10 protein-coding genes are annotated in these 12715 nt (G+C 61.9%); 4 read left to right on the top strand and 6 right to left on the bottom strand.

Features of this window, described 5'->3' with window-relative positions; all coding sequences use genetic code 11:
- Positions 1 to 56 precede the first annotated feature (56 nt).
- Both WIN67_RS14300 and WIN67_RS14295 read left to right on the top strand, forming a co-directional pair.
- The gene (locus WIN67_RS14300) at positions 57 to 221 is read left to right on the top strand and encodes a hypothetical protein (protein ID WP_249735878.1); all 165 of its coding nucleotides are present in this window, start codon (positions 57 to 59) and stop codon (positions 219 to 221) included.
- 37 nt (positions 222 to 258) lie between these two features.
- The gene (locus tag WIN67_RS14295) at positions 259 to 1092 is read left to right on the top strand and encodes an AraC family transcriptional regulator (RefSeq protein ID WP_123391068.1); all 834 of its coding nucleotides are present in this window, start codon (positions 259 to 261) and stop codon (positions 1090 to 1092) included.
- On the opposite strand, the gene WIN67_RS14290 is transcribed toward WIN67_RS14295, so the two are convergent.
- The 6 genes from WIN67_RS14290 to WIN67_RS14265 all read right to left on the bottom strand — a co-directional run bounded on the left by WIN67_RS14290 (position 1089) and on the right by WIN67_RS14265 (position 11195).
- A complete protein-coding gene (locus WIN67_RS14290; protein ID WP_339071532.1) occupies positions 1089 to 1673 on the bottom strand; it encodes a LysE family translocator in 585 nt (194 codons plus the stop codon). The two genes, WIN67_RS14295 and WIN67_RS14290, sit on opposite strands and share 4 nt — an antisense overlap.
- Positions 1674 to 1765: 92 nt before the next feature.
- Positions 1766 to 2095 carry a DUF6388 family protein gene (locus WIN67_RS14285; protein WP_339071531.1) on the bottom strand — a complete coding sequence of 110 codons (330 nt, stop codon included), beginning with the start codon at positions 2093 to 2095 and terminating at the stop codon, positions 1766 to 1768.
- Positions 2096 to 2155: 60 nt separating this feature from the next.
- Positions 2156 to 3088, bottom strand: a complete 933-nt coding sequence (locus WIN67_RS14280) for a chemotaxis protein CheV (protein WP_123391070.1) — start codon at positions 3086 to 3088, stop codon at positions 2156 to 2158.
- 68 nt (positions 3089 to 3156) lie between these two features.
- Positions 3157 to 4722: a PAS domain-containing methyl-accepting chemotaxis protein gene (locus WIN67_RS14275; protein WP_339071530.1), complete on the bottom strand. Its 1566-nt coding sequence runs from the start codon at positions 4720 to 4722 to the stop codon at positions 3157 to 3159.
- A gap of 280 nt (positions 4723 to 5002) precedes the next feature.
- A complete protein-coding gene (locus tag WIN67_RS14270; protein WP_422394727.1) occupies positions 5003 to 9412 on the bottom strand; it encodes a PAS domain S-box protein in 4410 nt (1469 codons plus the stop codon).
- A 91-nt stretch (positions 9413 to 9503) separates the two neighbouring features.
- The gene (locus WIN67_RS14265) at positions 9504 to 11195 is read right to left on the bottom strand and encodes a putative bifunctional diguanylate cyclase/phosphodiesterase (RefSeq protein WP_339071528.1); all 1692 of its coding nucleotides are present in this window, start codon (positions 11193 to 11195) and stop codon (positions 9504 to 9506) included.
- Between the two features lie 210 nt (positions 11196 to 11405).
- Between WIN67_RS14265 and WIN67_RS14260 the strand changes: the two genes are divergently transcribed.
- Together WIN67_RS14260 and WIN67_RS14255 are read left to right on the top strand one after the other, a co-directional pair.
- Complete coding sequence (locus WIN67_RS14260; protein ID WP_339071526.1) at positions 11406 to 11879, top strand: GNAT family N-acetyltransferase; 474 nt, start codon at positions 11406 to 11408, stop codon at positions 11877 to 11879.
- A gap of 184 nt (positions 11880 to 12063) precedes the next feature.
- Positions 12064 to 12609: a GNAT family N-acetyltransferase gene (locus WIN67_RS14255; protein WP_110595552.1), complete on the top strand. Its 546-nt coding sequence runs from the start codon at positions 12064 to 12066 to the stop codon at positions 12607 to 12609.
- Positions 12610 to 12715: the final 106 nt, after the last annotated feature.

The following is a 12715-nucleotide window of genomic DNA, read 5'->3' as shown; positions in this document are numbered from 1 at the left end:
TGTGCCGGGTTGACTACGCCTGTTCCAGCGTGATCAACCCGCAGAGGATCGACACCATGCAGCGCATTCAAACCATCACCCCCTGCCTGTGGTTCGACTACAAGGCGCAGATGATGTGCGCCACCGACCCAAGCCGCTCGCAACGGGTGATGCAGGCCCTGCTGGGGATGAAAAAAATCGATATCGACCAACTGCAACGGGCCTTTGACGGCAAGAGCTAATACACTCGCGTCAGCTCCCGCTGATGGAACCTTCAGGATGAAACCTGCCCTGCCCCCCGACCAGGCGCCGCAGTTCTGGCGCGATCCGGCCTTGCCGTTCATCGAGGCCCGCGCCATCGCCGATGGCCGCAAGGTCTGCTACAGCCGCCACGCCCATGAACAGTTCTCCATCGGCAGCATCACCGCCGGCCAGAGCACCTACCTCAGCGGGCAATCCCGCTGGCGGGTCAGCGCCGGCACCGTGGTGCTGATGAACCCCGGGGTGGTGCATGCCTGCAACCCCATCGACGACCAGCCCTGGTCCTATCGCATGCTGTACGTCGATACACCCTGGCTCACCGCCCTGCAGCACGAACTGGGCTTCAGCCCGGAGCTGGACTTTCGTCCCTTCAGCACGACCCACAGCCAGGACCCCCAGCTCTTCGCCGAATTTGAGCAGTTGTACCGGACCCTGGTGGACCCCGACGCCGAGCCCCTGCACAAGCACAGCTGCGCGGTGATCTTCTTCAGCGACTTGCAGCAACGCCTGAACCCCGCCGAGCGGCCGCCACGGGTCAGTAATGAAAAGCTGCTGCAAGCGGCGCAGTACATCCGTCAGCACTGCACCGAAACGCTGGGACTGGACGATATCTGCCGAGTCGCCGAGCTTTCCCCGTCCTACCTGATCCGCGCCTTCAAGCAGCAATTCGGCATGCCGCCCCACGCCTTCCTGGTCAACCAGCGGGTGCAGTTTGCCCAGGCTCGCCTGCGCAGCGGCGCGCCCATCGCCGAGGTGGCACTGGAGGCCGGCTTTGCCGATCAGGCGCATTTCCAGCGGGCCTTCAAACAGCATCTGGCGGCCACTCCCGGTCAATACCGCGGCCAACGCTAGACCCACAGATAGGCCGCGCTGACAGCCAGCAACGCGGCCATGCAGCGGTTGAACAGACGCATCTGCGCCGGGTTGCTCAGGTAATGCCGCAAGCAACTGCCGGCATAGGCCCAGCAGGCAATCGACAGGTAGCAGATCAGCAAATACAACCCGGCGAACAACCACACCAGGCCCACGTCCCCGTAGGCGGCAAAAGCGCCCATCCCGGCCACGCAGGCCAGCCAGGCCTTGGGATTGAGCCACTGCATCAGCGCGCCGTACCAGGCCGACGGCGCTCGGGCCGCAGCGTCGGCATCCAGGCGACCATCGTCCCGGGCCAGCTTCCAGGCCATGTACAACAGGAAGGCCACGCCGAACAGGCGAATGCCCTGGGTCAGCAGCGGCCACTGGCGCAGCAGTTCGTGCAACCCCAGGCCAATCAGCACCAGCAACAGGACAAACCCCAGGGTGGCCCCGGCCACGTGGCGCAAACTGGCCCTGAAGCCGAACCGTGCGCCACTGCCCAGGGCCACGATGTTCACCGGCCCCGGGGTGATAGACGCGGCCAGGGCAAAGGCCGCCATGGAAAACACTACGCTCATTGCTTGCCTCTCTTGTCTTGGTCGGAACAACTGCGGGACAAGTTAGGCCAAGGCACCCAGCCGGTATTGAAGAAAATTGCCCTCAGGCTCTGCTAGTGCTGCAAATGATTCAGCGCGCAGTACTGCTCCCACTCCATGTCCACCATCTCGGCGATTTCCCGATGCGCATGAAGGGTCATCTGGCTCAGTTCCTGGGGCGTTCGAGCAACAAACGACAGGGCCAACTCCCAGGTGCCCATGCCACGCAGCTGGGCTTCTTCGTCAAACAGGCGACTGGCGTACTGGATCTGCGATTCGCTCAGGTCCCCGGGCTGCCAGCAGTGGCCCGAGGGTTGCCCAAGCCCCAGCCGGGCAATGAGCTCCGGACGTTCAGAGAGGTACAGCATCAAGGCTTGCTGATAACTGAGTTCAGACACTTGCATGGCTCTCACTCCAATCAAGTAATCAATGTCGGGCATTGACGTTCTGCCCCGGGCGTCGGCTCATGCCGGGGTCAGGCTGGCGATTCGGTCCACCACCCGCCCGGCCAGATCGTCCGGGCGAAACTTGGCCAGGAAATCATCGGCGCCGACCTTCTTCACCATGGCCTGGTTGAAGGCTCCGGACAGCGAGGTATGCAGCACGATGTACAGTTGTTGCATCCGTGGGTCGTTGCGTACTTCGGCGGTGAGGGTGTAGCCGTCCATTTCCGGCATCTCGATATCGGAAATCATCATCAGGAACTCCTGGTCGGGGCGCTTGCCCGCTTCGAGCAGGTTGCACAGATAATTCAGCGCCTCGCGACCGTCCTTCAACGACACCACTTCCACCCCGACGCTCTCCAGACAGCGGGTGACCTGTTTACGCGCCACCGCCGAGTCATCCACCGTCAGCACCCGCCAGTGCGCCGCCGCGGCACGGGTCTGGGGCGGGATCACGCCCTGGGAGATGTCCTCGCAAATCGGCGACACCTCGGCCAGGACCTTCTCCACATCGATGATTTCCACCAACTGCTCACCGACCCGGGTCACCGCTGTCAGGTAATTGTCCAGGCCACTGCCCTTGGGTGGCGGGTGAATTTCCTCCCAGTTCAGATTGACGATGTGTTCCACCGCACTCACCAGAAAGCCCTGGGTCTTGTTGTTGTACTCGGTGATGATCACGTAGGCAGTGTCTATATCCTCGACACCGGGCAAGCCGGTAGCCAATGCCAGATCAAGTATCGGAATCGATACACCACGAACATTGGCCACGCCACACACCACCGAATGTGACATGGGCAATACATTCAACTTCGGGCATTTGAGAACTTCTTTAACTTTAAAAACGTTGATGCCGTACAGCTGGGACTGATTAAAACGAAATAATAATAGTTCCAGACGATTCTGCCCTGCCAACTGGGTACGGCTGTTTACCGTTTCCATCACACTGGACATACGAACCCCCTGCCCTGATCAACTTGATCAATTGGCGATTAACAAAAGTTTCTGATTGCCGTTGGCGATCAATTGTTGAAACGGGTCACCAAGGCATTAAGTTCATGAGCGGTAGTTTCCAGATCACCGCCTACTGAAGAGGAGTGCACGGCGATGTCGGCGTTCTGGTCCGAGACCCGGGCAATATTGGTGATCTGCTCGGATATTTCCTCGGCCACATGGGCTTGCTGCTCAGACGCGGCAGCCATTTGCTGACTCATCTGGTGAATGCGCTCCACCGCCGAGTTGATGCCATTCAGGGCTTCCTGGGTACTGATCACCTGGGCCACCCCGGAACGCGCCTCGACGCTGCCCTGGCGGGCCACCTCCACTGCCTGGCTGGCTACTTCCTGCAAGGTGATGATGATGCGCTGGATGCTCTGGGTAGACTCCTGGGTCTTGGAGGCCAGGGCCCGGACCTCGTCGGCCACCACCGCAAAACCACGGCCCTGCTCGCCGGCACGGGCTGCCTCGATCGCCGCATTGAGGGCCAGCAGATTGGTCTGTTCCGCAATGGAACGGATCATGTTCGCCGCCTGCTGGATGGACTGGGTTTCCTCGGCCAGGCCTTCCACAGAATGGCTGACCGCATCCACGGTGTCCGCCAGCTTCTCGATCACCACCCGGGTTTTCTGGGCTTCCTGGGAACCTACCTGGGTCAGGTTGTTGACCTGATCGGCGGCCGAGGCGGTGTCGTGGATATGCACCGAGACTTCGGAAATCGACGAGGCCATCTGGTTCATGGCCGTGGCGGCCATGTCCGCTTCATCGCGCTGTTTGCCCAGGGCCGTTTCCGCCTGCTTGGACAGGCTCTGGCTGGTAGAGGCCAGGGACGCCGCCTGATTGGCGTAGTCGCCAAGCCGGCTGAGGGCGGTGCGGATTTTCGCCGATTCGCTGATCAGGATCATCTGCAACTGCGCGACCGGGCCGTGTTCGTCGGTGTAGGTGCGCGCGATCAGCTCGCTGTCAAAGCTGCCCAGGGACACCGAACTGATGCGTTGCAACATCTGCCGCGCGCGATAGAAGGCATACCCCTGTACCGCGAAATAACCGGGAACCGCCGCACCCAGCGCAGCCCAGGGGCCACCCAGCCAGTAGGCCCCGGCCGTGGCCGCCAAGGCCAGCAGCGGCGGCAAGGCAAAGCCGCAAACGCTGGCCACCCGGTAGTTCCAGGGCAAGGCCAGGTTGTCGCTGCGCATGCGTTGATACAGGGCGCTGGCGCGCTCCACCTGTTCACGTTCGGGCTTGACCCGCACCGACTCGTAGCCGGCGATCACGCCCTTGCTGAAAATGGGCGTGACATAGGCGTTGACCCAGTAGTGATCGCCGTTGTTGCTGCGATTCTTGACGATGCCCATCCAGCTCTTGCCGTCCTTGAGGTAGGACCACATGTGCGCGAACACCGCTTCGGGCATGTCCGGATGGCGCACGATATTGTGCGGGCTGCCGATCAGTTCTTCCCGACTGAAACCACTGACCGCGACAAACTCGTCATTGCAATATGTAATCTTGCCGCGAACATCCGTGGCGGAAATAAGCCGCTGTTCGGCGGGAAACACCAGTTCACGCTGGGTCACCGGGAGATTGTTTCTCATTCTGAAATGCCTCGCAGGAAAGTATTCAATTGCCATTCACTATCAAACAACAACTTCCGCATCCTGCGATGACCCGAAGACTTCCTCTGCTTACCCGCAGAACTTTCCTGAGCCAAGTCAATTATTGCAAATGGCCACTATTGATCCAGTCGACTTAAGTCTAGGTTCGAGCCTTAATCAGGGTGTGAAAAATTCATCAAGCAATCGCACTTGAACGAACCGAATTAAAGACTTTTATGACTTACATCAATATTCGCCCCAAACATAGGAAGCTAACTTTCTAATTATTGAGAAGCATTATTTCCAAAATACCCAGTGCCGCTGCAAACTCCATCTTCCGCACATGGAAAACAAACTCGTCGAAGCCTTCACGCGCACAGGGCAAGTTCTTTTGTGCCAGGGCCTCAGTGAGGTTCAAGGCTTGCAGGTTGCTCTGACGCAACAGCGGCAAAATCTCCTGCAAGGCGCTCCGGTAAGCGGCCATGTCCAGCGTTTCCGGCAAAGGGCTGGCTACGCCCGGACTGCGATCAGCGAATGCCACCTGCAAACGTGCCACGGTACTGGCCAATAGTTGCTGCAGTTCATCCAGATGACTCGGGGTCAGCGTCTGCTGCAACGTCGCCCCTCCCCTGAGGGCCTGTTCCCACTCACCGCATCGGCGCGCAACAGCCTTGCCGCCGAGGTTGCCGGCCGCGCCCTTGAGGGCATGCAGCAAGTAACAGGCATCCTTGGCATTGTCCTGGACCAGGCTCTGACGCAGGCGTTCGAGCAGATCCCCCAGCGCCGTCTCCGAGCCTTGGAACACCTGGTCGAGCAGATCACGGTTACCGCCAAAGCGTTCGACAATCAGCTTCGGGTCCTCGATCAGGTCAGTATCCGCGGCTGTGCTGACAACCTGCGCCACCCGCGCAACGCCAGCGGTCCAGAACAACAGGCTGTTGATCAGTTCCGGCAGGTTGATCGGTTTGCCGACATGGTCATCCATGCCCGCTTCCAGGCAACTCTGGCGGTCGGCCCGCGAGGCATTGGCCGTCATGGCGATGATCGGCAGATGGGCAAAGCGGGCATCGGCGCGGATACGCCGGGTAGCTTCATAACCATCGATATCGGGCATCTGGATGTCCATCAGCACCGCGGCAAAGGGTTCCTGGGCTTGGAGGGTCATTTGCACCCCTTGCAGCCCGCCCTCGGCCAATTGCACCTGAGCCCCTTCCAACGTCAGCAGTTCCCGGGCGATCTGACGGTTCAGAGCGTTATCCTCCACCACCAGCAAACGCAGGCCGTTAAGCGCCGTGACGCGCGGGGCGCAAACGGTCGGCTGTTCTTGGACAGCGTCTGAACTGTCGGCCAGCAGCACCTGCGCCAGCTGGCGCGGGGTGAAGGGCTTGCTCACATAATGGGAAAAAGGCACCTGGGCACTCTCCAGTCCGGCCAACTGGGCACTGGCATCGTGATGACCCAACATCACCACCGTCGGCGGCGCTTCAAGCCCCATGCCGCCGATCAATTGAGCGGTATGCCGTCCGTCCTGGCCCGGCATCGGCCAATCCAGCAAGATCAGGTCAAATGCCTCGCCACGGGCCACAGCGGCATCGATGGCCCGCAAGGCCTGAGCGCCGCTGGCGGCTTGCTCGACGGTCCAGCCAAAGCTGTGCAAAGTGCGGGCATTGAGGGCCAGCGCCAGGGGGTGGTCATCCACCACCAACACCCGCAAGGCCTTGCCCCCCAAGGGCAACTCCTCGGCAACACAGGGGCCGTCCAGTCCCAGCTCCAGCTCGAAGCTGAAACAACTGCCTTCACCCAGCTGGCTGCGCACCTGCAACTCCCCGCCCATCAACTGCACCAGGTGCTTGCAGATCGCCAATCCCAGGCCGGTGCCCCCAAAACGCCGAGTGGTAGAGGCTTCCGCTTGATGAAAACCGTCGAAAATCACCTGCAGATGAGCGGCGCTGATGCCGATGCCGCTGTCACTCACTGCCACCTGCAAACGCACGCTGCGCTCCAACTGCTGTATGCGCTTCAAGCTGACCACCACCTGGCCCTGAGCGGTGAACTTCAGGGCGTTGCCCGCCAGGTTGATCAGCACCTGTTGCAAGCGCAGGCTGTCGCCCACCAGATGCAGGGGCAATTGCGGATCAAGGTCAAACAGCAGTTCGATGTTGCCCACCCCCTGGTTACCGGCCAGCACCACCGCCAGGTCACGCAGCAGTTGATCCAGATCGAAACCATGCTCTTCCAGCTGCAATTTGCCGGCCTCGATCTTCGAGTAGTCAAGAATGTCATTGAGCAACCCCAGCAGGGACTTGGCGGCGGTCTGCGCCTTGCTCGCGTAATCGAGCTGGCGCGGTTCCAGGCCGGCCCGTTGCAGCAGTTGCAACATCCCCAGCACGGCATTCATCGGCGTGCGGATTTCGTGGCTCATGTTGGCCAGGAACGAAGATTTGGCTTCGCTCGCGGCATCCGCCTGTTCCTTGGCATAAAGCAGCCTGGATTGCAGTTCTCGCTGGGCGGTGATGTCCAGGTTGATCCCGGTCACCCGCAACGCCTCACCGTCGGCGTTGCGCTCCACATAGGCCCCGGACTGGATGAAGCGCACCTGCCCGCTGGGGGTGACCACGCGGAAGATCGGATCGTAGATCCCCAAGCCCGCCACCGCCTCTTCCAGCTTGCGCTGGGTCAGTTCCTGGTCATCCGGGTGCACCCGGGTCAGCCAGTGCTCGTAGTTGAGCCCCTTGCCCCGCAGCTCCAGCGGTTGCTCATAGAGCTCGAACATGCGCTCGTTCCAATCCAGCGAGTGGTCATCGAGGTTCCATGACCAGATCCCCAGCTTCGCTACTTCGGCGGCCATCAACAGTTGGTCCCGGGCGGCGGCCAAGGTCTTTTCCGCGGCCTTGCGCTCGGTGATGTCCACGGCAATGCCCAGGTAGCCGGTGAGTTGCCCACTCTCATCACGCAGGGCGCTGACCACCAGGGTCGCTGCGAAATGCGAGCCGTCCTTGCGTACCATGGTCCACTCGCGGGTTTCTGCACCTTCGGTTTCCGATTGCTGGACAAACACCCGAAAACCTTCGATCGGCCGCTGATACTGGGCACTGAGCTCGATGCCCCGTTGCCGGACCTCTTCGGGCAGGTGGATCACTGCAGGCGTCATGAGCCCCACCAGTTCCTCGGCCTGATAGCCCAGCAAGCGTTCGGCGCCACGATTGAATACGCGGATGAGGCCCTCGCGGTCAGTGGCGATGATCGCCACCTCCGAGGCCGAGCGCAGCACACTGGAGAGCAGCAGGTTGATCTGACCCAGCTCGGCGGTGCGGGCCGCCACCTGATCCTCCAGGCTGGCGTTGAGTTCCAGGATCCGTGCCTCGGCGGCCTTCTGTGCGGTGATATCACGGACCGTCTTGGACGCCCCGACCACCTGGCCGCGCTCGTTGAGAATCGGCGAGACGTTGACCGAGACCTCCACCCGGCTACCGTCCTGGCGCCGGCGCTGGGTATCGAAGCTGTGGACCCGTTCGCCATCGCGTATCTTGCGCAGGATCTGCTGCTCTTCCTGCGCCAGTTCCGGCGGCACGATCAGATCCAGAAGCAAGCGGCCCCGTGCCTGCTCGGCGCTGTAGCCGAAAATTTCTTCGGCGCCCCGGTTCCAGCTGGTGATACGTCCCTCCAGGGTTTTGCCGATGATGCCGTCGGTGGAGCTTTCAACGATCGCCGCCAGCCGGGTCTGATCGCGACGCAAGCGATGCTGCCGGTTGATGCCCCGGCCAATGATTCCCCCCATCAGCACCAGAAACAGGGTGATCAGACTGCCGCCCCACAGCACCGATGAGGGCGCAATCTGATGCAGCGGTTCGACGAAACCCGAGCCCACGCTGAACTCGAAGGCCCAGCGACGCCCGAACACCTCCTCCTGACGGGTACGCGAGACCATGAAGTCGCGCAGCGGACTGGCCGAACTGGCAAAAAAGCTCGAGGCATCAGCAGCATCGGTAATGTCTCGCAGCACCAGACGCTGGGTGCCATGGTCGATCGGCAAGTCCTTGAGCACCTCATCCATCACCAGGGGCGCATAGGTCCAGCCGAGGATCTGCGCCTCCCGCTGCTGCAAGGTCGGGGGCACTTCGGCGCTGCGGTACACCGGCAACATGAACAGCAGCGAGCCCATCACCGCAGCGGGCTCCTGGGCCAGGGACAAGGGACCGGTAAGCCGCGGCTCGCCACTGCGCATCGCCGCCACAGCCGCCGCCCGACGCACCGGCTCCGAGGCCAGGTCAAGGCCCAGGGCCGCCCGGTTCTGCGCCAGTGGCTCGATGTACTGCACCACATAGCGATCACCGCGATGGGCCTGCCATTGCTGCAGATGGAAGTCCGGCGCGCCGTCGATCCGAGCCATGGCCAGGAACTGGCTCTCACGGTCCTCAGGCACTCGTCGGACAAAACCAAAGCCGTGAGCGCCGAAAAACTCCTTGTGCAGATCTCGCCCCTGGCTGTAGCGATAGAAGATGTCCCGGGTCATGCGGTCTTCACCCGTGGTGACAATCACCCCGCGGGCGCCACGCAAGCCGTATTGGTACAACGTCATGCGCTTCAGTACATGGGTCGCCGCATCCCCGGCCGCCCGCGAAAGCGCATGTTCGAGTTGAAGGGCATTGAGATGGGCCACCAGCCAGTAGGCCGTCGCGGTAGCGCTCATGCCCAGCGCACTGATCAGCGCCAGGTAGATAAACCCCGTTTGCACAGAACGTCCAGGCTTCACAGGCGATCCTCGTCAGGGTCGGCAAGGCTCAAGGCAGTGCCTTCAGGCTGCCCATGGCCAGGTACTCACTCATGTTCTGGTACGACAGCGGCCGGCAATAGAGAAAGCCCTGCATCACGTGGCACCCCTGGGCGGACAGGGCTTGGGCCTGTTCCTCGGTCTCCACGCCCTCGGCAACCAGTTGCAAGCCCAGGGACAGCCCCAGCTGGATGATGGCGCCGGTGATCGCCGCGTCACTGGGATCGCAGACCATGTCACGCACGAAACTCTGGTCGATTTTCAGCACATCGATGGGCAGTCGCTTGAGATAGGCCAGGCTGGAGTACCCCGTGCCGAAATCATCGATGGCAATGCTCACCCCCAGGGCTTTCAAGTCGGCGAGCAAATCACAGCTGTGCTCACCTTCCACCAGCGCCAACACCCCTTCGGTGATCTCCAGTTCCAGCGCCCGCGGTTCGATGGCGCTTTTCCAGAGGGTCTGCTTGACCATGTCGAGAAACTGCGGATCGGAAAACTGTACCGGCGAGATATTGACGCTGACGCTGATGGCATGTCCCTGATCGTTCCATTGCCGGATGGCCTGACACGCCTGGCACAACACCCAGCGCCCCAGCGGCACGATCAGCCCGCAATCTTCAGCCAGAGGAATGAACTCGGCGGGGGAAATCATCCCGCCGTGCTCGTCGCGCAAACGCACCAGGGCTTCAACGCCCACCACGCGCTGCAGACGCAGATCGACCTTGGCCTGGTAGAACACTTCGAAGCGTTCCTGTTCCAGCGCGGTATGCATTTCCCGTTCCAGCTGGTGCCGTGCGCGGACCCGCTGATGGGTAGGAGGGTCGAAGAACCGATACTGCCCGCGGCCTGCCTGCTTGGCCTGATGCGCCGCGGCGTCGGCGTGCTGCAGCAGGGACTCGGCGTCCAGGCTGTCATCGGGATAGACACTGATGCCGATGCTGGCCGTCAAGTCATAGCGCGACTGCTGGATCAGAAGCGGCTGGGCGATGACCTGCAAGACCCGCTCGGCACATTCGCTCAAGTCGTCCACGGCATTCAATTCGGGCACCAGCAGCATGAACTCATCGCCGCCCTGACGGCTCAAGGTGTCGGTCAGACGGCAGCAATTGCGCAAGCGCCGGGCGATCTCCTGGAGCACCACATCACCTTCGCGATGGCTGCTGGTGTCGTTGATGACCTTGAAGTGATCAATGTCGATCGACAGCAAACCGACCAGCCCCTGGACCGAGGCGCCTTTGCGAATTGCCTGGTCAGTGCGGTCATGCAGCAACTGACGGTTGGGCAGCTGGGTCAGGGCGTCATAGTTGGCCAGGCGCCGGGACTCTTCACCCAGCTTGATGTGGGCCTCGACCCGCGCCCGGGCGATGGGCACATTGATGGGTTTTTGCAGAAAGTCGGCGCCGCCGAGCCTCAAAGCACGCAACTCGTGCTCAGTCTGGCGGTGCGACGTGACAAAGATGACCGAGGCCTGGCACAGCCGCGGGTCGGACTTGATCAGTTCGCACACCGAGTAGCCGTCCATGTCAGGCATTTCGATGTCCAACAGTACGATGTCCGGACGGCACTGGCCGGCCACCTCCAGCGCCTGAGCGCCTTGAGTGGCGATGTACACTTCACCCAGGTCCTGAATGGCCTGGCCGAGTATCTTCAGGTCATTGACCTGATCGTCGACAATCAGAATGACTGGCTTGCGGTTGAGCATCTTGCACATCCCTCATCCGGATCCCTGGGATGGATATCCCACTCCTGCCAGAGAATCCTAGACGAAGATTCATAAGCACAATGCCACTACCTTGGTATATAGCTGGAGGCCACGGTGCTCAACGGTTTGAGCCAATAAGACGCAGTTGCAGATAGTGCATCCACTACCACCTGTTGCGCCCCGCAGTGACCGGGGCTGGAGTCGCCCTTGATGGACCATCTTGAACTGCGCCCGGCCGCTCGCGACGACTGGCCCTGCCTGGAAAACCTCATGCAGTTCTATCTCTATGAGCTCAGTCAGTGGCTGCCACTCAAATTCGTCGCCCAGGGGCTGTACGCCATCCAGGCCCTGGACGACTACTGGCGCCACCCGGCCACCCATCCCTGGCTGATCCTGGTGGCGGGGGAACTGACCGGCTTTGCCGTCGTCGACCAGCAACGCTGCGACAGCGATGCGCGGTACAACCTCGGCTACCTGTTCGTCGCTCGACGGCTGCGCCGCCTGGGCGTCGGCCGGCAGGTAACGCAACAACTGTTCGAGCACTACAAGGGGCCCTGGCAGGTGATGCACTTCAGCGCCAACCTGCCCGCCCGGGATTTCTGGCAGGCCATGCTGCCGGGGCAAACCCCGACACCGATCATCGCCCAGGGCTATCCCGCCAGCCTGTACCGTTGGCCAGGCTGACGCCGCAGCGGCGGCAAGCGGTTCGTTGCGCAGGCTGGGCCCTGCTCGCGGCTTCAACCAGCGCGCCCTGACGACAATGGAAAAGTCCGGGGTGATCACCTAACTTCTCCGGGGCCACCCGCACAGGCCTGACCACCACCTGCCACCTGGCGCTCCATCTCATCTGAAGCAAAGAGCCTCGTCCATGTTGTCGTCCATCACCCGCACCACACGCCTGCTGTTACGTCCACCGACCCTGGACGACCTGCCGCAGGCCTGCGCCATCCACGGCGACCCGCAGACCCACCGCTTCAACCCCTGCGGCCCCGACAGCGCCGAAGCCACCAGCGACCGGCTGCACAGCTGGATTGCCCATTGGCAGCAGTACGGCTTTGGCTACTGGGCAATCGCCCGGCTGGACGCACCGCAACAGATCATCGGCTTTGGCGGACTCATGCGGGCGCACTTCGGGCAGGAGGCCGGGCTGAACCTGTACTTTCGCTTCACCCCCGAAGCCTGGGGCCAGGGTTTCGCCAACGAGATGGCCCAGGCGGCCCTGCAATTGGCCTTCGGCGAACTGCTGGCGCCCCGGGTCACCGGTCTGGTGCGGCCCGACAACCTGCCGTCCAGGCGGGCCCTGGAACGCCTGGGGATGACGCTGGACGGCGAGCTGGAGGACTTTCCCGGGCAGCCACCGAGCCTGCTCTACCGGCTCAACGCCCAGGATCACCGGATGACCCGCAGCGGGTGATATGCCGCTGCGCTGAATATTTTTTCTCGGCGCTGCATCCAGATACGTCGCTCAGGGGTAGTACCCATAGCAGTCCTGAAAACTGCCGAACCGATCCCCAATGGAG

Source organism: Pseudomonas idahonensis (genome assembly GCF_037903935.1).
In the GTDB taxonomy this organism is placed as follows: Bacteria; Pseudomonadota; Gammaproteobacteria; order Pseudomonadales; family Pseudomonadaceae; genus Aquipseudomonas; species Aquipseudomonas danubii.
Note: the sequence above shows the minus strand (reverse complement) of the source record. Positions and strands in the feature narration are given on the sequence as shown.